Genomic DNA, 22,045 nt, shown 5'->3' with positions numbered 1-22,045 from the left:
CCCCCGCACCATTCACCCCGCACAGACCGCAGCGATGTCGCTCAGCTCCGGCCGCGCGCCCGCCGAGCAGGACGGGCAGTCCGGATCGACCGGAACCGCGATCTCGTTGAACTCTCCGCGCAGGCCGTCATAGAGCAGCAGGCGGCCGGCGAGCGATTCGCCAAGGCCGAGCAGCAGCTTGATCGTCTCGGCCGCCATGATCGTGCCGATCACGCCGGGCAGCACGCCCAGAACGCCGGCCTCGGCACAGGACGGCGCGTATTCGGCCGGCGGCGGTTCCGGGAACAGGCAGCGATAGCAGGGCCGCAGCCCCGGCGAGGCGCCGCCGAACACCGACACCTGCCCTTCGAAGCGGAAGATCGCGCCATAGACGTTCGGTACGCCCAGCCGCAGGCAGGCGTCGTTGACCAGATAGCGCGTCGGCAGATTGTCGGACCCGTCGACCACGACATCATGGCCGGCCAGCAGGTCCAGAACATTGGCAGCCTCCAGCCTCGTGTCGTGCGACACCACCTCGATGGTCGGGTTGAGGTCGAGCAGCGCGGCCCGGCCGCTTTCAACCTTGCGCTGGCCCAGCCTGCTTTCGGCATGGAGGATCTGGCGCTGCAGGTTGCTGCGCTCCACCCGGTCGTCGTCGATCAGGGTCAGGCGCCCGACCCCCGCGGCGGCGAGGTAGAGCGCGATCGGCGATCCCAGCCCGCCGGCACCGATCAGCGCGACGCGGCTGCGCAGCAGCCTGTGCTGCCCGGCCTCCCCCACCTCCGGCATGGTCAGGTGGCGACGGTAGCGCTCGCGCTGGGCGGCATCGAGCTGCGGCGGCACCTCCACCGGCAGACCTGCGGCCTTCCAGGCGGAGAAACCGCCAGCGACCGACCGCACATCCTCATAGCCCAGCCGCAGCAAATCCTCCGCCGCGAACAGCGACCGGGTGCCGCCGGCGCACATCAGCAGGACGGGACGCGCCGGGTCGGGCGCCTTCTCTTCGATGCGCAACTCCAGGAAGCCGCGCGGCAGGCGCAGCGCCCCGGCGGGACTGCCGGTCGCCGTCTCCTCGTCCTCGCGGACATCGACCAGCAGGGCGCCATCCCGTTGCAGGGCGAGCGCGTCGGCGGCGGTCACTTCCGCGATGCGGGCGCGCAGGTCGGCAAGGCGGCGGTCCTTCAGGCTCATGACGAGACGCTCCTCAACCGCCCGCCAGGGCGACCATCAGGGTCAGGGTGGCGCCGGCCGGCAAGGCCGCTTCCAGTCCGCCCAGCCGCCGCACGTCGTCACGGCCGAGATAGACGTTCACGAAGCGGCGCAGCTCGCCTTCGGCGGTGAACAGCCGGTCGCGGAAGACGTCCTGCCCGGCGGTCAGCGCCGACAGCGCCTCGCGCACCGTGGCGCCCGGTACCGTCACCTGATCGCGCCCGCCGACGAAGCCGCGCAACGGAGTCGGCACGCGGATGGTCACTTCTGCGGTCGTCACGTCTGCATCTCCTCTTCCGGCACGGGCTGTTCCGGCAAGTGCTCCTGCGGCACCGCCTGGGCCAGCGCCGCCTCCGCCTCCACCGCCAACTGGCGGAACAGGTCGCGCACCTGCTTGGCCCGCATCAGGTCGATGCGCAGGTCCAGCAGGTCCTTGAAGCCATATTCATAGGACCAGACGTCGGCCGGCGCATCAACCCGGCAGGCGGTGCCGGCGACATGTTCAGCCAACAGCTGCTCCACCGTTTCCTTGGGCTGGCGGCTGGCGTCGCCGAAATGCAGCTCCATCACCCGGTCGACCAGCGCCGCCTCCTCGGCGGTGGACTCATAGAGCCCGCGCAGCCGCAACTCGTTCAGCACCGGCTTGGTCGTGCGGGCCAGGAAACGGCGTGGGATCAGCCAGAGCCGCATTGCCCGTTCGATGGCCAGTTCGGTCATCAGTTCCGAGAACTCGGCATCGGTCAGGTCGTTGCGGCGGCACCAGTCGGCCAGCGCCTCCGCCCCATTGATGCCGCGCATGGCGCAGAAACGCTGGGTTTCCGTCCGCACCGTCGCCTCGTCCACCGTGACGCCCATGACCTCGGCGAACTGGCGGATCAGCAGGCGGCCGAGTGCGGCATTGTTGATCTCGGCGAAGTCCGGCCGGTGCAGGGCTGCGTGGGACGCGATCTCCGACAGAGGCACGGTGTTGCCGCCATGGCAGACCCGCCGGTCGCGCTCGTACAGCACGTCGAAGTAATGGGATGCGTTGAAGTCGAAAGGCGCCGGCCGCGGCGGCGTGATCAGGCTGGCGAGATGGCCCAGCAGAATCTCCGCATCGCGGCGCTTCTGGTCGATCGCACCGGTTTCCAGGAAACGCTCCAGCCGGTCCGTCTCCTCCCGGCTCAGCCCGGCTTCGGCGAAGATGCGGTCGCGGGTCCGTTCGGTGAAATATAGCGCCTTCGCGGCGGCGATCACCCGGTCGTGCAGGCTCCGGTCCACCGCACCGGCGGCCAGCGCCGCGGCCATGCCGGCGCGCAGGTTCACCAGCGGCTCCGACAGCGGGAACCAGCCGTCCTCCGGCCCGGCATGGGCCAAAGCCACCTCGTCGTCGCCGGTCAGCCGGCCGTCGACATAGCCGCGGGCCACCTCGCCGACCGGCACCATGCCGAAGGGATGGCATTCGGCCGCCCGCAAGGCGCCCATGCTGGACGCGCCGTAGACCGCCACGCCCTTGTGCAGGGCATAGAGGATTTCCTTGTGCCAGACCGACAGCGACTGGCCGAACACCCCGTCGATCAGGGCGATCACGTCCGGCCGGTGGATGGTCATGGCGCTGATGATGTCGGCCTGCGCCGCCGGCGGCAGAAAGACCGCGCCCGGCAGGATGGCGCGGGCATCCTCCACCGGCATGGTGGGCCCCAGGAACACACAGATCTTCATGCGACCGATCCCACTTGCGCCTGAGATGCATGCGCTTTCAACGCCTCCGCGAAAGCCAGCGGCCGGGCCCCCGGAGTGTAGAAGTCGAACTGGTAGCCTTCCAGCCCCGGCACCAGAACGCGCACCACCGGAATGCCGATTTCCGGCAGGGTCAGGTCGAAGACCAACGCCTGCTCGATCCCGGCACGGCGCAGCACGGTCAGCAGGATGGTGATGTCGCCTTCGAAGGTCGGGGTGGCATGGTTCAGGTGGCGGCGGCCGTCGGTGTTGATCGGCGTCGCTTCCAGCGCCGCGATCTCGGCACTGCCGTCGGCATTCTGGTTGCGGACCAGATCGCGGCGGAAGAAATCGTCGCGCGAACCGGCGATCAGGACCAGCCGCGACTGCACCGCCTCGGTCAGGGCGCGGCACATGGCGACCGCCGGCTCCAGATGGCTGCCGTAACCGCGGTTCATGCCGGTCTTGCGCAATTCGCGGTCATAGACGATGGCCATGTAGCTCGGCACGCCCATGTCCGTGGTGACGTCGAACAGCAAAGGGCGGATGCCGGCCAGATCGAAACGGTGCAGCAGGTCGCGCACGGACGGCGCGTCGATGCTGGCCAGATCGACCCGCGGCGTCGGCCAGTTCAGCCGGTCGCCGGCATAGCGCCAGCAGGCGACGGAATCACGCTCGATCACCTCATAGAGGCCGGCGGCGATCGCCTCCAGGATATGGTTGCCGCTGGCCAGCCCGTTGGTGCCCATGGCGTAGAAGCTGCGCGCGCCCGGCTTGGTGCCCGGCGGCATGCTGTGCAGCCCGACCGATGTCCAGGGTGCGGCGACCGGACGGCCGCTCATCAGATCCCAGCCCCAGGTCCAGATTTCCGGCCGGTCGGAACGGAAGGCCCCGTGCTTGGTCCCCGGCAGCCGGTCCAGCGGGATGCGTCCATCGGCCGGCAGGTCGTTCCACGCCGCCTCGACATGGGGCAGGCGCAGATGCTCGGCATGGTGGAACTCGATCGCCTCCATCGCGGCGGAGACGGTCGCGGCGGCGAGGCTGAAGCCCTTGCCGGCACTGCCCGACAGGGTCGGACTGTTCGGCCGGTGCCCAATGACCGTGTGGATGCCCAGGCGGTCCAGCCCGGTCACATCGGCCAGCCGGGTGATGCCGCAACGGGCGAAATGGGGCGATATGCGGGCCAGCGTCTCTTCCGGCGTCGCCGTGCGGTGGGTGCCGAGGAAGAAGCGCTTGGCGGCGCGGTGGACGGTGTCGCCCAGGCGGATGCCGGGAAACTCCGGATAGACGGTGTCGGGCGATGCGCTGTCAGCCATGGGATGGGTCAGGACTCGCGGCTCCGGCCGGTTCGGGGAGGATGGATTACAGTCCCGCAGAGTGCGGGAAGGCAAAGGGGGCCGGCCGTCTCCCAAAGGAAAGGCCGGCCTTGATCCTATCACGCCTCGGTCGTGGGATCGTCGCTCGCCGCTGCAGGCCCCTGCGAGGCGGAGGCCGACGCCCCCGGACCGGCCGCGGCGGAGGTCGCCGAAGCGGACTGCGCAGCAGCGGAGGTGGCCGACGCGGAAGTCGCCGAAGCCGACATCGCCGACGCGGAGTGAGCAGACGCCGGAGCGGCGACCGCAGAGAAGGCCGGAGCCGGAACGGCAGAGGCCGACTGCGCCGCAGCCGAGAAGGCGGATGCCGGAGCGGCGACGGCCGAGAAAGCCGGAGCCGGAACCGCGGACGCCGACTGTGCGGCGGCCGAGAAGGCGGACGCCGGAGCAGCCACCGCCGAGAAGGCAGGGGCCGGAACAGCGGACGCGGACTGTGCCGCAGCCGAGAAGGCCGAAGCCGGGGCAGCCACCGCCGAGAATGCCGGGGCGGGGACAGCGGACGCCGACTGCGCAGCGGCGGAGAAGGCAGATGCCGGAGCAGCAACCGCCGAGAAAGCCGGAGCGGGGACAGCGGACGCCGACTGCGCCGCAGCCGAGAAGGCGGATGCCGGAGCGGCGACGGCCGAGAAAGCCGGAGCCGGAACGGCAGAGGCCGACTGTGCCGCAGCCGAGAAGGCGGACGCCGGGGCAGCAACCGCGGAGAAGGCCGGAGCCGGAACGGCAGAGGCCGACTGTGCCGCAGCCGAGAAGGCCGAAGCCGGGGCAGCCACCGCCGAGAACGCCGGGGCGGGGACAGCGGACGCCGACTGTGCGGCGGCGGAGAAGGCCGAGGCGGGAGCAGCCACGGCGGAGAAGGCCACCGGGGTCGGAACCGCAGACGCGGACTGCGCTGCCGCGGAGGTCGCGGACGCCGAAGTCGCCGACGCGGACTGCGCAGAGGCCGAGAAAGCGGGTGCCGGAGACGCCGACGCGGAGGTAGCCGAAGCCGAGGTGGCGGAAGCAGACGTGGCGGAAGCAGACGTGGCGGACGCGGAGGTAGCCGAAGCCGAAGTAGCGGAGGCGGAGGTCGCGGACGCCGAAGTGGCCGAAGCGGAGGTGGCGGAGGCCGAAGTGGCCGAAGCGGAAGCAGCCGTCGCGATCGATTCGACCGCCACGTCGCTGTCCAAGCCGCTCTCTTTGCCGGTCAAGGAATTGAAGGCGTCGGCAGCGGCACTGCGGACATGGTCGGGAAGGACGCCGCCAAACCCGCTCTGCGCCAGAAGCGCCTGTTTGCCCGGAATATCGAGGGCGTTCAGCTGATTACGGAATTCGCCGTCGGTGGCGAGGCGCTTTATGAGGGCGAGTGCCTGTTCCTTGGCCATTTACGGGCCCCTCCTGCAATCGGTCAGCCAATAGGATTGCTGCGAATGGAATGCAACGGCTAAACCAATAGCATAGGCAATCCGCAAAAATTCTAGTGAAAACACATAAGAATCTGTGCCTGACATCGAAATTTAACGTCCGTTACAGGCTTGGCCCGGCCATAAGACGGCAGAATGGCGAAAAGCAGGCAGAGCAGCGCCCCGATCGTAGTCCACGATCGTCATCAGGAGCGATGCTTCCGCCTGAAACGCACACGTATGAATGACACCGGGAAAGAGTGGCCGCGACTCGGACGGAAAAGCGGTCTCAGCCGGCCAGTGCGGCTGCCCGCCGCCGCGCCCGCCATTCTTCGCGCGTCTGGTGCCAGACGTCAGCCTCGGGCGGGTTGACCGGTTCGGGCAGCAGGGTGGTTCCGCGCACCTCCGCCCCCAGCCTGCGCGCAACCGCCTGCGACGCTGTGTTGCGGGGATGGATGGTATGGATGACCTCGGTCCAGCCGAGATGGTCGAACACCCAGTCGATGGCCGCGACGGCACTCTCGACCGCATAGCCGCGTCCCCAGCAGTCCCGCATGATCGCCCAGCCGACCTCCGGCCCCGGCCAGCCATCCGGCACCCACGGCCCGACTCGGCCGACCCAGCGGCCGGTCTCCTTCTCGATGACGGAGAACATGGCGAAGCCCTGGATCGACCAGGCGCCGGCCATCGACAGGAAGCCGCGCCAAGCAACGGGGCGCGACTGCAGGCCGCCGATGAACTCGGTCGCCTCCGGATCGGCCATCATCATCGCCCAGCCATCGAAATCCTCAGCCCGGGTCGGCCGCAGGATCAGACGAGCGGTTTCCAGCATCGGTTCATCCATGGAGGCCTTCATCCCACCGACCAGACCCTCAGCAAAAAGCGCAGCCATGCCGCGAACACCCTCTCAAAAATCGCCCGCGAAAAAGATATGGGCAAATCATTCACAACCGAAACATGTTGGCGACAACAATTCCGTCAACGGCTAGAAGAAATATCATTCACAAGCATCAAACCTGCGTCCAGAGCGAACTGTCGGCACCACCCTTGCGCAGCGCGACCTTAACCGAACACCCTAGGCTTTCTGGGCTAAGGCGACGGCGCGTATCGCATCCCATATAATGGTGCGATACCCGGTCGCTTCCTTGTGCCCGGGCGGACAAAAAGAACAGAGACAAGTACGGAGCACAACGATGTTGCGGTTTCGGATGGCGATCCTGGCCCTGGCGGCGGTGAGCGGCGCAACCCTGGCCGTCGCCGGCTTCGGCGGCGGTGCCGCGGCCCAGTCCAAGCTGGATTCCTCGGGCCAGCCCGTTTGGGACGACAGCCACAACCAGCGCCCGACCGCGGCCAGCGACCGCGCGCTGCCGGCCGGCGTGGTCACCCTGCGCACGGCGACCTCCGGTCCCGGCCTGCTCGGCGTCTATGCCCGCAACGGCCTGCCCTTCGACATCGTCCTGAGCCGTGTCGATGCCACCCAGTGCGTCAACATCCTGCCGGAGGATTGCGGCCTGCTGGGCACCGATGTCCGCGTCGCCAGCGGTGCGGAGGTTCTGGTGCGCAGCCTGCGTCAGGCCGACATGACCCGCACCTACGGCATCACGCCGGTCTACAACTGGCGCCCGGCCGTCGCCGCGAAGTAAGCGGCGTGCCCGACGGGTCGCCGCCCCATCGGGGACGGCGGCCCTTCCCTTCTCCTATTCCCTTGACTTCCCGTCGGCCGCGGGCTGAATGCGCGCAAGAGCAGACGGGTTGCCGGCGATGATGTCCTTGTCCAAGATTCTCCTCCTTGCGCTGGTGATCGGCGTCGTGTGGTTCGGCTGGCGCTGGATCAACCGTGTCCAGGCGATCGGCCGCGCCCGCACCACTCCCCGCCGGACGGATGGCCGCCGCGATGCGGCCGCCGGTCCGTCGCCGCGCGAAGCCCGGACTTCCGCCGCCGCGGAAGCAGAGGACATGGAGAAATGCCCGGAATGCGGCGCCTACGTCGCCCCGCGCTCCGCCGTGTCCTGCGGCCGCCCGGCCTGCCCCTACGGCCGCTGACGGCGCACTGCACTCTCTCCTCTTCCCCGACATGAGGCCGGCGCGCCGCGATCCGCCGCGCTGCGGCTTGATTTGACGGTGGCGCCCGCCTATCGTGCGGCGCGTTTTCAACATTTCTATTGTGGACCGTCCATGGCCTCCCAGATCGGGACTTCCGACGGCGGGAATTCCGCCGACCGCCGCGGCCTGTCGTTCCAGGCCCTGATCCTCAAGCTCCACCAGTTCTGGTCGGAGCAGGGTTGCGTCATCCTGCAGCCCTACGACATGGAGGTCGGCGCCGGCACCTTCCACCCCGCGACCACGCTGCGCGCGTTGGGTCCCGATCCCTGGAAGGCGGCCTATGTCCAGCCGTCGCGCCGGCCGAAGGACGGCCGCTATGGCGAGAACCCCAACCGCCTGCAGCACTATTACCAGTACCAGGTCATCATGAAGCCCTCGCCGGCCAACGCGCAGGAGCTGTACCTGGAAAGCCTGCGCGCCATCGGCATCGACCCGGCGCTGCACGACATCCGCTTCGTCGAGGACGACTGGGAAAGCCCGACGCTGGGCGCCTGGGGCCTGGGCTGGGAAGTGTGGTGCGACGGCATGGAAGTGACGCAGTACACCTATTTCCAGCAGGTCGGCGGCATCGAATGCGACCCCGTCGCGGTCGAGCTGACCTATGGGCTGGAGCGCCTCGCCATGTATGTGCAGGGCGTCGAGAACGTCTACGACCTGGACTTCAACGGCGCCAAGGAAGAGAAGGATCGCGTGAAGTACGGCGACGTGTTCAAGCGCGCCGAGGTCGAATACTCGAAGCACAATTTCGAGTTCGCCAATACCGACATGCTGCTCCAGCATTTCAAGGACGCCGAGGCCGAGTGCCAGGCGCTGGTCGCGCAGAACCTCGCGCTGCCCGCCTATGACCAGTGCATCAAGGCGTCGCATCTGTTCAACCTGCTGGACGCCCGCGGCGTGATCAGCGTTGTCGAGCGCGCCGCCTATATCGGCCGCGTGCGCGCGCTGGCCAAGGCCTGCTGCGAAGCCTGGACGGGGGCGAAGTAATCCCATGACCGAACTCCTGATCGAATTCTTCTCCGAAGAAATCCCCGCCCGCATGCAGGCGCGGGCCGCCGACGACCTGAAGCGCCTCGTCACCGACAAGCTGGCGGCGAACGGCCTGACCTTCACCAAGGCCGAAGCCCACTCCACCCCGCGCCGTCTGGCGCTGGTGGTCGATGGTTTGGCCGAGCGCACCGCCGACGTGCGCGAGGAGAAGAAGGGTCCGCGCGTCGGATCGCCGGAGCAGGCGGTCGCCGGCTTCCTGAAGTCGGCCGGCCTCGACAGCCTCGACCAGTGCGAGCAGCGCGACACCGGTAAGGGCGTGTTCTATTTCGCGGTGACCGAAAAGAAGGGCCGCGAGACCGCCGAGGTGCTGGCGGAGATCATCCCCGCCGCCATGGCCGAACTGCCCTGGCCGAAATCGATGCGCTGGGGCACCGGCACCGTGCGCTGGGTCCGTCCGCTGCACTCGATCATCGCCCTGTTCGGCGGGCGCGTGCTCGACGGCGGCTATGACATCGGCGGCACCCAGGGCCGCATCGCCTTCGGCAACGGCACCCGCGGCCACCGCTTCCTGGCGCCCGACGCCTTCACGGTGGAAAGCTTCGCCGATTACAAGGAGAAGCTGCGCGCCGCCAAGGTCGTGCTCAACCGCGAGGAGCGCAAGGCCAAGATCAAGGCCGATGCCGAGGCGCTGGCCGCCGCACAGGGCCTGACCCTGTCGCCCGACGACGCGCTGCTGGAGGAGGTCGCCGGCCTCGTCGAATGGCCGGTCGTGCTGATGGGCAGCATCGACGAGAGCTTCATGGACGTGCCGTCGGAGGTTCTCATCACCTCCATGCGCACCCACCAGAAGTATTTCGCCGTGCTGGACGCCGAGGGCAAGATGGCCCCGCGCTTCGTCGTCGTGGCCAACACCGAGACGCTGGACGGCGGCAAGGCCGTGGTCGCCGGCAACGAGCGCGTGCTGCGCGCCCGCCTGTCCGACGCCAAGTTCTTCTGGGACCAGGACCGCAAGACCAAGCTGGAAGCCCGCGTTCCGGCGCTGGAGAAGATCACCTTCCACGCCAAGCTGGGCACGGTGGCCGAGAAGGTCACGCGCGTGCAACTGCTGGCCGCCGAGATCGCCCGCGCCATCGGCGCCGACAGCGACGCCGCCAGCCGTGCCGCCCTGCTCTGCAAGGCCGATCTGGTGACCGAGGTGGTCGGCGAGTTCCCCGAGGTCCAGGGGATCATGGGCCGCTACTATGCGCTGGGCCAGGGCGAGAGCGCCGACGTCGCCAACGCCATCGCCGACCATTACAAGCCGCTGGGTCCGTCCGACAGCTGCCCGACCGCGCCGGTTTCGGTGGCGGTGGCGCTGGCCGACAAGATCGACACGCTGGTCGGCTTCTTCGCCATCGACGAGAAGCCCACTGGCTCGAAGGACCCCTACGCTCTGCGCCGTGCCGCGCTGGGCGTGATCCGGCTGGTGCTGGAGAACGGGCTGCGGGTGAAGCTGTCGGAGGTTTTCGCGGCCGCCCATGGCGCCTACAAGGTCAGCGGCTTCGCCCCGGCCGGCAGTGTCGGCGGCGATCTGATGTCCTTCTTCGCCGACCGCCTGAAGGTGGTGCTGCGCGAGCAGGGTGTGCGCCATGATCTGGTCGATGCGGTATTCGCGCTCGGCGGCGAGGACGATCTGGTGCGGCTGCTGGCCCGCGTGAAGGCTCTGCAGACCTTCGTCGGCTCCGACGAGGGCGCCAATCTGCTGGCGGCCTACAAGCGCGCCTCCAACATCGTCCGCATCGAGGAGAAGAAGGACGGTGCGAGTTTCGACCAGCCGGTCGATGCCGCCCGTCTGGCCCAGGACGAGGAAAAGGCGCTGTTCGCCGCGCTGAACGAGGCCTCGGCCACCGCCAAGCCGCTGCTGGACGCGGAGGACTTCACCGGCACCATGGCGGCGCTGGCGAAGCTGCGCGGCCCGGGGGATGCCTTCTTCGACAAGGTGACGGTCAACGCGGAGGACAAGGACCTGCGCGCCAACCGCCTGCGCCTGCTGACGCAGATCCGCACGACCCTGAACACGGTCGCCGACTTCTCGAAGATCGAGGGCTGAGTCCGGAGGGGGCGTTCGCGCCCCCTCCCCGCGCCCTGATCCACCAAACGCACCCATCGCATGACCGCCGATACAGGCGGGCGGCCATTTAACCTCTTCCCCGTTCCGCGTTGCCCTCCCATTTGCTAGACAGACAGGAGACCAACCGGAGAGCCTGATGACCGTTTCGCCGAACGACCAGCACCGGACGGATCCGTCCGGGGTCCTGAACCTGCTGGACGACCTGATCGCCAAGGCGCGCGCTGCCGGGGCGGATGCCGCCGACGCCGTGCTGTTCGACAGCGCGTCCGTGTCCCTCGCCCAGCGGCTGGGCAAGACCGAAAAGCTGGAGCGGTCCGAATCCGGCGATCTCGGCCTTCGGGTGTTCGTCGGCAAGCGGCAGGCCATCGTCTCTTCCACCGACCGCAGCACCAAGGCGCTGGACGAGTTGGTGGAGCGCGCCATCGCCATGGCCCGCGTCGTACCGGAGGACGGATTCGCCGGCATCGCCGATCCCGAACAGCTGGCCCGCAGCTGGCCCGACCTCGACATCTGCGACAGTGAGGAACCGTCCTCGGAAACGCTGATCGAACGCGCCCGCATCGCCGAAGAGGCAGCGCTGGCGGTTCAAGGCGTCACCAATTCCGAAGGCGCAGATGCCGGCTGGAGCCGCTCGACCATCGCCATCGCCGCGTCCAACGGCTTCGCCGGCACCTACGGCGTGTCGCGCCAGTCGCTGTCGGCCTCCGTCATCGTCGGGACCGGGACGGGGATGGAGCGCGACTATGATTACGACAGCAAGGTCTATGGCGCCGACCTGCGCGATGCCGCCGAGATCGGCCGCGAGGCCGGCGAGCGCGCGGTCCGCCGCCTGAACCCGCGCCGGGTCAAGAGCTGCAAGGTGCCGGTGGTGTTCGACCCGCGGGTGTCGCGCGGCCTGCTCGGCCACCTGACCGGCGCCATCAGCGGCCCCAGCATCGCCCGCGGCACCAGCTTCCTGAAGGACAAGATGGGGCAGCAAATCTTTGCCCCCTCCATCACCATCGTCGACGATCCGCATGTGAAGCGCGGCCTGCGCTCCCGCCCCTTCGATGCCGAGGGTGTCGAGGTGAAGCGCCGCACGCTGATCGAGGACGGCGTGCTGACCACCTGGCTGCTCGACCTGCGCTCCGCCCGGCAGCTCGGCCTGCAGACCACCGGCCACGCCGCGCGCGGCACCTCCGGCCCGCCCGGCCCGGCCCCGGCCAACGTCTATATGGCGGCCGGCAAGCGCAGCCGCGCCGATATCCTGGCGGAGATCAAGGACGGCTTCTACCTCACCGACCTGATGGGCATGGGCGTCAACGGCGTCACCGGCGACTACAGCCGCGGCGCCGGCGGCTTCTGGATCGAGAACGGCCAGCTCGCCTATCCGGTCAACGAGATCACCATCGCCGGCAACCTCAAGGACATGTTCCTGAACATGGAAGCCGCCGACGATCTGGAACTGCGCTTCGGCATGGATGCGCCGACCGTGCGCATCGACGGCATGACCATCGCCGGCATGTAATCGGCCGGCGGAGGGTGTCTCCGCCCGCCTCTTCATCACTTGGCATCGTTCTTGCGCAGACAGCGGGCAACCCAAAGCGGGTTCGCCCGCTTTTTGTGCTGCATTTCCGCCACGCTGCCTAGCCAAACGTCAGCTAGGCCCTTGCGCGTATTTGCCTGATCTGTTAGCAATTTGCCGCTTTTTTAGGCTATTTGCTGAAGGCTTGTGCAAATGGATGCGGCAAAGACGGGTGGCGACGTTCTTTTCGTGCTGATGGGCGCGGTGATGGTGCTGGCCATGCACTGTGGCTTCGCCCTGCTGGAGGTCGGGACGGTCCGGCGCAAGAATCAGGTCAATGCGCTGGTGAAGATCCTGTCGGACTTCGCCATGTCGACCATCGCCTATTTCTTCATCGGCTACACCGTCGCGTACGGCATCGACTTCTTCACCGACGCCCACACGCTGGTCGGCAAGGGCAGCGGCGGCTTCGCGGCCTATGGCTATGACCTCGTGAAGTTCTTCTTCCTGGCGACCTTCGCCGCCGCGGTGCCGGCCATCGTGTCGGGCGGCATCGCCGAGCGTGCCCGCTTCTGGCCGCAGGCCGGCGCCACCCTGGCGCTGATCGCCCTGTTCTATCCGCTGATGGAAGGCACGGTGTGGGGCACCCGCTTCGGCCTGCAAAGCTGGCTGGCCGCCACCTTCGGCCAGCCATTCCATGATTTCGCCGGATCGGTGGTGGTGCATGCCTTCGGCGGCTGGGTGGCGCTGGGCGCCGTGCTGAACCTGGGCAACCGCCGTGGCCGCTACCGTGCCAACGGGTCGCTGGTCGCCATCCCGCCGTCGAACATCCCCTTCCTGGCGCTGGGCGCCTGGGTGCTGTGCGTGGGCTGGTTCGGCTTCAACGTGATGAGCGCGCAGGTCCTGGACGGCGTGAGCGGGCTTGTTGCCCTGAACTCGCTGATGGCGATGGTCGGCGGCATCGTCACCTCGCTGGTCATCAGCCGCACCGACCCCGGCTTCGTCCACAACGGCGCGCTGGCCGGTCTGGTTGCGGTCTGCGCCGGCTCCGACGTCATGCACCCGCTGGGGGCGCTGATCACCGGCGGCGTCGCCGGCCTGCTGTTCGTCTGGGCCTTCAACAAGTGCCAGATCGACTGGAAGATCGACGACGTGCTGGGCGTCTGGCCGCTGCATGGCCTGTGCGGCCTGACCGGCGGCCTGCTGGCCGGCGTCTTCGGGCAGGAGGCGCTGGGCGGCCTGGGCGGGGTGTCGATCCTCAGCCAGATCGTCGGCACGTTGGGCGGCGCCGGCTTCGGATTCGCCGCCGGTCTGGCGGTCTACGGCCTGCTGCGCGTTACCGTCGGCATCCGCCTCGACCCCGAACAGGAGTACAAGGGCGCCGACCTGTCGTTGCACCACATCACCGCGTATCCGGAAGAGGACGCGCCGGGCATGTAATGCGCCCCGCACAACGCCGCCGCCCCTTGGCCAACTCTTGCTTTGCCGGGGCGGCGGCTTTAGTGTCCGGCGCGAACTCCTCCCCCTCACGACGCCGGATTTTGACCGCCCCATGAAGGCCGCCATCGTCGTTTTCCCCGGCTCCAACCGCGAACGCGACGCCGTCGCCGCGCTGGAGGCCGTCAGCGGGACCAAGCCGCATCTGGTCTGGCACCGCGACACCGAACTGCCCAAGGTCGACCTGATCGTCGTGCCCGGCGGCTTCTCCTATGGCGATTACCTGCGCTCCGGCGCCATGGCGGCGCATTCGCCGATCATGCGCGAGGTGAAGGCGCGGGCCGATCAGGGCGTGCGGGTGCTCGGCATCTGCAACGGCTTCCAGATCATCACCGAGGCCGGTCTGCTGCCCGGCGCGCTGATGCGCAACGGCGGTCTGAAGTTCATTTGCCGCGTCCAGCATCTGCGGGTGGAGAACACCGACAGCCCCTTCACGGCGAAATACGCCAAGGGTCAGGTCGTCCGTTACCCGATCGCCCATGGCGACGGCAACTATTGGACCGACGCCGAAACGGTGAAGCGTCTGGACGGCGAGGGCCAGGTGGCCTTCCGCTACATCGCCGACGAGACCCGCGCCGATCCGCGCGGCAATCCCAACGGTTCGGTCACGGACATCGCCGGCATCTTCAACGCCAAGCGCACCGTGCTGGGCCTGATGCCGCATCCCGAGGACGCGGTGGAGGCCCTGCACGGCAACACCGACGGCAAGCCCATGTTCGAAGGTCTGGTGGAGGCCCTGTCGTGAGCGCTGAAGCTACCAAGGCGCAGGAGCGTCCGGTCACCGTCGAGCTCGCCAAGGAGTTCGGCCTGTCCGCCGAGGAATACCGGAACGCCCTGGACATCCTGGGCCGCACCCCGACCTTCACCGAACTGGGCATCATTTCGGTCATGTGGTCGGAGCACTGCTCCTACAAGTCGTCCAAGGTGTGGCTGAAGACGCTGCCGACCACCGGCCCGCAGGTGATCTGCGGCCCCGGCGAGAATGCCGGCGTGGTCGACATCGGCGACGGCGACGCCGTCATCTTCAAGATGGAAAGCCACAACCACCCGTCCTACATCGAGCCCTTCCAGGGCGCGGCGACGGGCGTCGGCGGTATCCTGCGCGACGTGTTCACCATGGGCGCCCGACCCATCGCCAACATGAACGCGCTGCGTTTCGGCTCGCCCGACCATTCCAAGACCCGCCATCTGGTGTCGGGCGTGGTCGCCGGCATCGCCCATTACGGCAACTGCGTCGGCGTGCCGACCGTGGGCGGCGAGACCAACTTCCACCCGGCCTTCAACGGCAACATCCTGGTCAACGCCATGACCGTGGGTGTCGCCAAGACCGACAAGATCTTCTATTCGGCCGCCGCCGGCATCGGCAATCCGGTCGTCTATGTGGGATCGAAGACCGGCCGCGACGGCATCCATGGCGCCACCATGGCGTCGGCCGAGTTCACCGAGGATTCGGAGGAGAAGCGCCCGACCGTGCAGGTCGGCGACCCCTTCACCGAAAAGCTGCTGATCGAAGCCTGCCTGGAGCTGATGGAGACGGACGCCATCGTCGCCATCCAGGACATGGGCGCCGCCGGCCTGACCTCTTCCTCGGTCGAGATGGCCGGCAAGGGCGGTCTGGGCATCGAGCTGACGCTCGACACTCTGCCGATGCGCGAACAGGCGATGACGCCCTATGAGATCATGCTCTCCGAAAGCCAGGAGCGCATGCTGATCATCCTGAAGCCCGGCCGCGAGGAGGTGGCGAAGGCCATCTTCGACAAGTGGGAGCTGGACTTCGCCGTCATCGGCCACCTGACCGACACCGGCAACCTCGTCATCAAGATGTATGGCGAGACCTGGTGCGACATGCCGATTGCCCCGGTGTCCAACGCCGCGCCGGAGTACAGCCGCCCGTGGGAGCCGACGCCGAAGGCTTCGGATGTCGACGACAGCGCGCTGGCCGGTTATTCCGCCGATCTCGGCGACACCCTGACCAAGCTGTTCGGCTGCCCCGACCTCGCTTCCAAGCGCTGGATTTGGGAGCAGTATGACAGCCTCGTCGGCGGCGACACCCGCTTCATGTCGGGTCAGGCCGACGCCGCGGTCGTCCGCGTGCCGGGCCAGACCAAGGCGGTCGCCATCACCACCGACTGCACCCCGCGCTACTGCCTGGCCGACCCGGTCGAGGGCGGCAAGCAGGCCGTGGCCGAGGCGTGGCGCAACCTGTCGGCGGTGGGCGCCCTGCCGCTCGCCATCACCGACAACATGAACTTCGGCAACCCCGAGAAGCCGCGGATCATGGGCCAGTTCGTCGGCGCCGTTCAGGGCATCGGCGAGGCCTGCAAGGCGCTGGACTTCCCGGTCGTGTCGGGCAACGTCTCGCTCTACAACGAGACGAACGGCGAGGCCATCCTGCCGACCCCGGCCATCGGCGGCGTCGGCATCATGCCGGACGCGATGATCGCGGTCGGCATCGCCTTCCGAGGTGAGGGCGACGTGATCCTCGCGGTGGGCGACACGAAAGGCCACATCGGCCAGTCGATCTTCCTGCGCGAGATCCTCGGCCGCGAGGAGGGGGCTCCCCCGCCGGTCGATCTGGCGGTGGAGCGCCGCAACGGCGACTTCGTCCGTGGCCTGATCCGCGAAGGTCTGGTGGTGTCGAGCCATGACGTGGCCGATGGCGGCCTGATCGTCACCATCGCCGAGATGGCGTTGGCCGGCGGTGTCGGCGCCTATCTGACCGCCTTCGACGGTGCCAGCCCGCGCGTGCTGTTCGGCGAGGACCAGGGCCGCTACGTCCTGGCCGTCCATGCGGACGTCGCCGCGTCGGTGCAGGAGAAGGCGAAGGCGGCTGGCGTCCCGGTCACCGTGCTGGGCGAAACCCGCGGCACGGCGCTGTCGGGTCGCGGCGGCGACATCGTGTCGCTGAAGCGCCTGCGCGATGCCAACGAAAGCTGGCTGCCGACCTACATGGCGGCCGAGCTGTAAGACAAAAAAGGGGCTGCTTCGGATGAAGCGGCCCCTTTTGATTCGTGTGCCTTTTTAGGACCGGAGGACGCCTCCCAACCTTCTCAGGTCAGGCGCCTCACTCCGCCGGATTGGTCGCGGCCAGCGCCCGGCGGCGGACCCACAGAATGCTCTTGATGGTTAGCCACAGGCCGCCGATGGCCAGAGCGGACAGCACCAGGATCTTCGGGCCGTCCTCGCCGATGGCGGCAGCGGCTTCGCCGAACAGGTAGCCCGCACCGGCGAAGCTCCAGGCCCAGATACCGGCGGCGATGAAGTTCCAGAACAGGAAGCGGGACCACGGCATGCGCGAGGTGCCGATGGCGACCGACGCGATGTTCCGCACGCCGTAGAGAAAGCGGAAGACCAGGATGAAGGCGACGCCGTATTTCTCAAGCCAGCGCAGCACCCGGCTGGCATGCACCTCGGCCGAGGGAAAGCGCGCGAGCGCCCTGTTGCCCCAGCGGCGGCCGAGCCAGAACCAGACCTGATCGCCCATGAAGCTGCCGATCCAGACGGTGCCAACCAACCAGTATAGATTGATGATCCCGAGCTTTGCACCCATCCCGCCGAAGATTACAAATGTTTCACCTTCAAAAAAGGCCCAGACAAAGGCCAGCGGGTAAAAGGCGTTCCCCCATTCCTGCAACCAAGTAATCCAGTCCAAAGCCCCCTCCGGGAGACGTCGCTTGTGGGTTCGGCGGGCCCGATGACGTCAGACGGCCGCTTTATTGTGCGATGCGGCATGTAAAACGCGGGCTAAGGACGATCATGACATAAAGGCGCGTCGTTTGTCTCGGAAACTTTCTTGACTAAGGAGTGCCCCCAGGAACACCCAACCGATCAGAAGTCGTCACCCGACAGTTCCCCCACCGCCTGCCTTGCGGCACGCAGCAGGGTCTGGTTCGGCTCCTGCGGCATATCGCCGTCATCGCCGTCCGGATCGCTGCGGTCCGGCGCGGCGCGGCGCTTCAGTTCCCGCGCGGCCTCGATCAGCAGATGGGCCAACCGCTGGTCGGGCAACGCCTGCACCAGCGCCCGCAACTCCGGATTGGACAGCGCAGCCGGGTCGAACGCAGGCGGCGGCGGAGGGGCAGGCGGGGCCAGCGGCAGCGTCGCCACGCCGGCCGCGAGCACCGCGGCCCTGGGCAGGGGGGCAGCCTCCCGCACCACGTCGACCGCCACCTGTGCGGCCATGGTTGCCGCGGCGCCGGCCGTCCGGCTGCGGCGCGGCTTGCGCGCCGGTTCCGTCTCCGGCAGGTCGTCGAACAGAAGCCGTTGGACGCTCATCGCTGCAGATGCCCCCTGCACTCCACCATCGGCGCGGCGTCACCGTCGCCGCAGCCATTCCCGTTCACTCGCGGTTTGCGATGTGTTCTCTTTTCATTCTAGGAAGAGCGTCCCGTTTGTCGAGTGGATTCTGTTGGGCTGTCCGATCAGCACTCCGCATCCAGGGCGGCCAGGAAGCGTTCGGGCCGCAGAACCCTTGCCTCCCCGGCCCGGCGCACCGACAGCAGTTGGCGGTCGACGGTCACCAGCCAGGGCACTGACCCGCCGACGGCAGCGGCCAGGAACATGTCGTCCTCCGGATCACGGCACAGGCGGCCGACCGCCGCCGGCTCTACCAGCACGGTTTCCGCCCTGATGCGGTCGAGGAAGGCGCGGCGATCCGCCGCGGTGGCGTAGCGGTCGAAGGTCGGGCGCATCAGCACCTCCTCCAGTTCCGCCAGCGTTTCTCTGCTGCCGGTCAGCCCGCCATCCTCACGCACGCGCTCCACGCAGTGGCGGATCGCGTCCTGGCGCCGGATTGCGGTGTCGCCCAGCAGCGCATAGGCCACCAGGATGTTGGTATCGAGCACGGCACGCACCTTGGCGCGGACCGGGGTGGGGTTCGGCGGACGAAACGGTTCGGGCACTGTGTTGTCCTGGGCGAACATTGATATATCGGAAGGCTGTAAAGGTTGAAGAACTCAGGCCCCTGGCGAGGCCTCTGTTGTGGGGCGGACCGGTTTGCGGTAAGAAACCCGCGAGGTCTGAACGGAATCTTTAGGACGGAAATATCGGCATGACCAGCATCCTCGTCGTCGACGACAGCCGACTGGCGCGCAACATGGTCTCCAGCGTCATCGCTTCGCTGCGGCCCGACTGGACCATCGTCACGGCCGCGAGCGGCGAAGAGGCCCTGGAGATTGTCGGAGAGGTGCCGCCGGCCGCCGCCATCGTCGACTATAACATGCCGGGCATGGACGGTCTGGCGCTCGCCGAGCGGCTGAAGGAACGCTTCACCGGCCTCACCATCGGCCTGCTGACCGCCAACGTCCAGGACGCGCTGCGGCGCAAGGCCGAGGCTCTGGGCGTCCGTTTCATCGCCAAGCCGATCACCTCGGACAAGATCCGCGACTTCCTCGCCGCGGCCGGGCAGTGACGCCGATGGCAGAGCCCGCATCGGGGGATCCCCTGCGCCTGGACGACGACGAGGCCGATGCCATCGCCGAGTTGTTCAACATCGGCATGGGCGAACCGGCCGCTGCCCTCAGCTCCATGCTGGGGGAGGAAGTGCTTCTGTCGGTGCCGTCCTTCGCCGTGTCGACCCGCGCCCGCATCACCCGGGAGGTCGGCGGCGACCTGGAGGGCGACCAGCCGGTCTGCGCCGTCCGCGGCGCCTTCACCGGGCCCTTCACCGGCGAAGCGATGCTGATCTTTCCCGAACGCGGCACGCTGGCCCTGGTCGGCCGGCTGGTCCCCGTCGATCCTGCCGCCGAGGCGCCGGGCGAGATGGAGCAGGACGCGCTGACCGAGATCGGCAACATCATCCTGAACGGCTGCCTCGCCAGCCTGTCGAACCTGATCGGCGGCGAATTGTCGGGGGCGGTTCCGGGCTATGGCGCCGGCGTCCCGGCGTCGGTCATCGGATCCGCAACCGACCCCGTGCTGTTCGTGCGCATCGACATGGCGCTGGCGGCGGGCGATGCGCGCGGGCATGCGCTGTTCCTGCTGGACATCGCATCGCTGGATGCCTTCCGCGAGGCGATCCGCCGGGCGTTGGCGGGGCTTTAACAAGAAAGGGGAGGCGGCATTGTGCCCCCTCCCCTGTTTCGCCCGTCATCGGGTGGCGTTCGCGTTCCCGGATCAGGCCAGTTCACGCCGGCCGGCAGCGGCGGTGCCCAGCGCCGGAACCTTCACCGCGAAGGCGCCGTCACCCAGAAGCGACTGCACGACCAGCAGGACCGTCCAGAAGGCCGGAAATTCCCAGCCGCCACCCTGCGCGCTGAACACCCAGCCATTGCCGACATGCTGCAGCGTGGCGCCGATCATGATCGGCAGCAGGGCCAACGCGATCCAGCGGGTATAGACACCGGCGATCAGCAGAAGTCCGCCGCCGATCTCGCCCAGGATCACGAGATAGGCGAAAATGCCGGGATAACCGATGCTCTCGAAATAGCCGACGGTACCGGGAATGGAGAAGGTCATCACCTTCAGCACCAAGCCGTGGGCCAGGAACAGCAGGCCGAGGCCGACGCGCAGCAGGAAGGCGGCATAGGGAGCGGTGCGATTGTCGATCATGGTCAGGGTCTCCTCTGTCAGGCGGTCGGTTGGGACCGCGTTTCGTCTGAAGAGGAGATTAGCCGGATCGTTCCGCGCGATAATCTGCAGAGTTGGCGAAGATTTGTTGTGGGTGGAGGAACAATGCAGCGGGTGCCCTCTCCCACCTCAACTCCCTCTCCCCCCTGGGGAGAGGGACGGGGTGAGGGGGACGCACAGGGAGGATTCTTGGTAAAGGCCTGCCACGCTTCCCCCTCACCCTAACCCTCTCCCCAGGGGGGAGAGGGGATCCTCCCTTCTCACCCCCGCTTCCAGGTCGTGCCCTGCGGGCCGTCCTCAAGAACGATGCCCTTGTCGGCCAGTTCCTTGCGGATGCGGTCCGCCTCGGCGAAGTTCTTCGCCGCGCGGGCGGCCTTGCGATCGGCGATCAGCTGCTCGACGTCGGCGTCGCTCAGCCCTTCGGCCCCGCCTGTCGGCGCCCAGCGGAACCACGCCTCCGGGTCCTGCTGCAACAGGCCGAGCTGCCGACCGGCGGCCAGCAGCGCGCCCTTGGCCGCGGCCTTCTCCGCATCGCTCTTGGCCTTGTTCACCGCGGTGGCCAGCTCGTGCAGATGCGCGATGGCGAGCGGGCTGTTTAGGTCGTCCTCCAGCGCCGCCAGAACGTCGAAGGGCACCTCGCCAACCGCAGGCACCGGCTCGCCGCGCAGGGCCTGATACCAGCGGTCGAGCGCGCCCTCGGCCTGCCGGATGCCCTCGCGGGTGAAGTCCAGCGGCTGGCGGTAATGGGCGCTCAGCAGGGTCAGGCGGATCGCCTCGCCGGGGAACTCGTCCAGCAGGTCGTGCACGGTGAAGAAGTTGCCGAGAGACTTCGACATCTTCTCGCCTTCGACCGTCACGAAGCCATTGTGGACCCAGGTGCGGGCCAGCCGGTCGGTGCCGTTGGCGCAGCAGCTCTGCGCGATCTCGTTCTCATGATGCGGGAAGATCAGGTCCAGCCCACCGCCATGGATGTCGAAGGTGGCGCCCAGATGCTCCTTCGCCATGGCAGAGCATTCGATGTGCCAACCCGGACGGCCGCGGCCCCACGGGCTGTCCCAGCCGGGCTGGTCGGGCGTGCTGGGTTTCCACAGCACGAAGTCCGAGGAGTCGCGCTTGTAAGGCGCCACCTCCACCCGCGCGCCGGCGATCATGTCCTCCAGCGAGCGGCGGGACAGTTGGCCGTAGCTGGGCATCGACGGCACGGAGAACAGCACATGCCCTTCCGCGGCATAGGCGTTGCCGCGTTCGATCAGCGTGGCGATCAGCGCGATCATCTGGCCGATATGCTGGGTCGCCCGCGGTTCGATGGTCGGGCGTAGCGCGTTCAGCGCGTCCATGTCGGCATGGAACAGGTCGGTGGTGCGCGCGGTCAGCGCGTCGATCGGCTCGCCGCTGTCCCGCGCGCGATCGATGATCTTGTCGTCCACATCGGTGATGTTGCGGACATAGGTCACCGCCGGATAGAGCCGCGACAGCAGCCGGAACAGCAGGTCGAACACCACCACGGGCCGGGCATTGCCGATATGGGCGGTGTCGTAGACGGTCGGACCACAGACATACATGCCGACATGGTCCGGGCGAAGCGGCTCGAAGCGCTCCTTACGGCGGGTCAGCGTGTTGTAGAGGTCCAACGGCACGG

Annotated in this window: 22 protein-coding genes; 11 read left to right on the top strand and 11 right to left on the bottom strand. The window is 68.0% G+C overall.

Annotation, left to right across the window (positions count from 1 at the left end; genetic code table 11):
• Positions 1–12 precede the first annotated feature (12 nt).
• The 5 genes from moeB to VD964_RS11250 all read right to left on the bottom strand — a co-directional run bounded on the left by moeB (position 13) and on the right by VD964_RS11250 (position 5,119).
• On the bottom strand, positions 13–1,170 hold the full coding sequence (moeB, locus tag VD964_RS11270; RefSeq protein ID WP_324868594.1) for a molybdopterin-synthase adenylyltransferase MoeB: 1,158 nt from the start codon (positions 1,168–1,170) through the stop codon (positions 13–15).
• 13 nt (positions 1,171–1,183) lie between these two features.
• Positions 1,184–1,468: a MoaD/ThiS family protein gene (locus VD964_RS11265; protein WP_324868592.1), complete on the bottom strand. Its 285-nt coding sequence runs from the start codon at positions 1,466–1,468 to the stop codon at positions 1,184–1,186.
• A complete protein-coding gene (locus VD964_RS11260; protein ID WP_324868590.1) occupies positions 1,465–2,889 on the bottom strand; it encodes a TfuA-like protein in 1,425 nt (474 codons plus the stop codon). The genes VD964_RS11265 and VD964_RS11260 overlap by 4 nt, the downstream gene beginning before the upstream one ends.
• Positions 2,886–4,202 (bottom strand): YcaO-like family protein, encoded by a 1,317-nt coding sequence (locus VD964_RS11255; protein WP_324868588.1) that lies wholly within the window; start codon positions 4,200–4,202, stop codon positions 2,886–2,888. Before VD964_RS11255 ends, VD964_RS11260 begins: the two co-directional genes overlap by 4 nt.
• A 119-nt stretch (positions 4,203–4,321) precedes the next feature.
• Complete coding sequence (locus VD964_RS11250; protein ID WP_324868585.1) at positions 4,322–5,119, bottom strand: hypothetical protein; 798 nt, start codon at positions 5,117–5,119, stop codon at positions 4,322–4,324.
• Positions 5,120–5,264: 145 nt separating this feature from the next.
• On the opposite strand from VD964_RS11250, the gene VD964_RS11245 reads away from it, so the two are divergent.
• Entirely contained in the window at positions 5,265–5,558 is a 294-nt protein-coding gene (locus VD964_RS11245; protein WP_324868583.1) for a hypothetical protein, read from the top strand.
• A 369-nt stretch (positions 5,559–5,927) separates the two neighbouring features.
• On the opposite strand, the gene VD964_RS11240 is transcribed toward VD964_RS11245, so the two are convergent.
• Positions 5,928–6,530: a GNAT family N-acetyltransferase gene (locus VD964_RS11240; protein WP_324868581.1), complete on the bottom strand. Its 603-nt coding sequence runs from the start codon at positions 6,528–6,530 to the stop codon at positions 5,928–5,930.
• A gap of 301 nt (positions 6,531–6,831) precedes the next feature.
• Between VD964_RS11240 and VD964_RS11235 the strand changes: the two genes are divergently transcribed.
• The 8 genes from VD964_RS11235 (at position 6,832) to purL (ending at position 16,806) form a co-directional block, all read left to right on the top strand.
• A complete protein-coding gene (locus tag VD964_RS11235) occupies positions 6,832–7,281 on the top strand; it encodes a hypothetical protein (protein WP_324868579.1) in 450 nt (149 codons plus the stop codon).
• A gap of 121 nt (positions 7,282–7,402) precedes the next feature.
• Positions 7,403–7,681: a hypothetical protein gene (locus VD964_RS11230; protein WP_324868675.1), complete on the top strand. Its 279-nt coding sequence runs from the start codon at positions 7,403–7,405 to the stop codon at positions 7,679–7,681.
• A gap of 132 nt (positions 7,682–7,813) precedes the next feature.
• Positions 7,814–8,725, top strand: a complete 912-nt coding sequence (locus VD964_RS11225) for a glycine--tRNA ligase subunit alpha (protein WP_324868577.1) — start codon at positions 7,814–7,816, stop codon at positions 8,723–8,725.
• A 4-nt stretch (positions 8,726–8,729) separates the two neighbouring features.
• Entirely contained in the window at positions 8,730–10,817 is a 2,088-nt protein-coding gene (glyS, locus tag VD964_RS11220) for a glycine--tRNA ligase subunit beta (protein WP_324868575.1), read from the top strand.
• A gap of 157 nt (positions 10,818–10,974) precedes the next feature.
• Complete coding sequence (locus VD964_RS11215) at positions 10,975–12,345, top strand: TldD/PmbA family protein (protein WP_324868572.1); 1,371 nt, start codon at positions 10,975–10,977, stop codon at positions 12,343–12,345.
• A 210-nt stretch (positions 12,346–12,555) separates the two neighbouring features.
• Complete coding sequence (locus VD964_RS11210; RefSeq protein ID WP_324868570.1) at positions 12,556–13,782, top strand: ammonium transporter; 1,227 nt, start codon at positions 12,556–12,558, stop codon at positions 13,780–13,782.
• A 112-nt stretch (positions 13,783–13,894) separates the two neighbouring features.
• Positions 13,895–14,584, top strand: coding sequence for a phosphoribosylformylglycinamidine synthase subunit PurQ (purQ, locus tag VD964_RS11205; protein WP_014248546.1), 690 nt, complete (start codon positions 13,895–13,897; stop codon positions 14,582–14,584).
• Positions 14,581–16,806 carry a phosphoribosylformylglycinamidine synthase subunit PurL gene (gene purL / locus VD964_RS11200; RefSeq protein ID WP_324868568.1) on the top strand — a complete coding sequence of 742 codons (2,226 nt, stop codon included), beginning with the start codon at positions 14,581–14,583 and terminating at the stop codon, positions 16,804–16,806. The genes purQ and purL overlap by 4 nt, the downstream gene beginning before the upstream one ends.
• 97 nt (positions 16,807–16,903) lie before the next feature.
• Here the strand turns inward: purL and VD964_RS11195 are convergent, their stop codons facing one another.
• The 3 genes from VD964_RS11195 to VD964_RS11185 form a co-directional block, all read right to left on the bottom strand.
• A complete protein-coding gene (locus VD964_RS11195; protein WP_414637129.1) occupies positions 16,904–17,473 on the bottom strand; it encodes a DedA family protein in 570 nt (189 codons plus the stop codon).
• Positions 17,474–17,667: 194 nt separating this feature from the next.
• Positions 17,668–18,114: a hypothetical protein gene (locus VD964_RS11190; RefSeq protein WP_324868565.1), complete on the bottom strand. Its 447-nt coding sequence runs from the start codon at positions 18,112–18,114 to the stop codon at positions 17,668–17,670.
• Positions 18,115–18,260: 146 nt separating this feature from the next.
• The gene (locus VD964_RS11185; RefSeq protein ID WP_324868563.1) at positions 18,261–18,740 is read right to left on the bottom strand and encodes a putative toxin-antitoxin system toxin component, PIN family; all 480 of its coding nucleotides are present in this window, start codon (positions 18,738–18,740) and stop codon (positions 18,261–18,263) included.
• A gap of 149 nt (positions 18,741–18,889) precedes the next feature.
• Between VD964_RS11185 and VD964_RS11180 the strand changes: the two genes are divergently transcribed.
• Together VD964_RS11180 and VD964_RS11175 are read left to right on the top strand one after the other, a co-directional pair.
• A complete protein-coding gene (locus VD964_RS11180; RefSeq protein ID WP_014248551.1) occupies positions 18,890–19,249 on the top strand; it encodes a response regulator in 360 nt (119 codons plus the stop codon).
• A gap of 5 nt (positions 19,250–19,254) precedes the next feature.
• On the top strand, positions 19,255–19,881 hold the full coding sequence (locus VD964_RS11175) for a chemotaxis protein (RefSeq protein ID WP_324868559.1): 627 nt from the start codon (positions 19,255–19,257) through the stop codon (positions 19,879–19,881).
• A 72-nt stretch (positions 19,882–19,953) separates the two neighbouring features.
• Here the strand turns inward: VD964_RS11175 and VD964_RS11170 are convergent, their stop codons facing one another.
• Both VD964_RS11170 and cysS read right to left on the bottom strand, forming a co-directional pair.
• Positions 19,954–20,388, bottom strand: coding sequence for a DoxX family protein (locus VD964_RS11170; protein ID WP_324868557.1), 435 nt, complete (start codon positions 20,386–20,388; stop codon positions 19,954–19,956).
• 278 nt (positions 20,389–20,666) lie between these two features.
• Positions 20,667–22,043 carry a cysteine--tRNA ligase gene (gene cysS / locus VD964_RS11165; protein ID WP_324868555.1) on the bottom strand — a complete coding sequence of 459 codons (1,377 nt, stop codon included), beginning with the start codon at positions 22,041–22,043 and terminating at the stop codon, positions 20,667–20,669.
• Positions 22,044–22,045: the final 2 nt, after the last annotated feature.

Origin of the sequence: Azospirillum sp. (genome assembly GCF_035628975.1) — a bacterium.
GTDB lineage: Bacteria > Pseudomonadota > Alphaproteobacteria > Azospirillales > Azospirillaceae > Azospirillum.
Note: the sequence above shows the minus strand (reverse complement) of the source record. Positions and strands in the feature narration are given on the sequence as shown.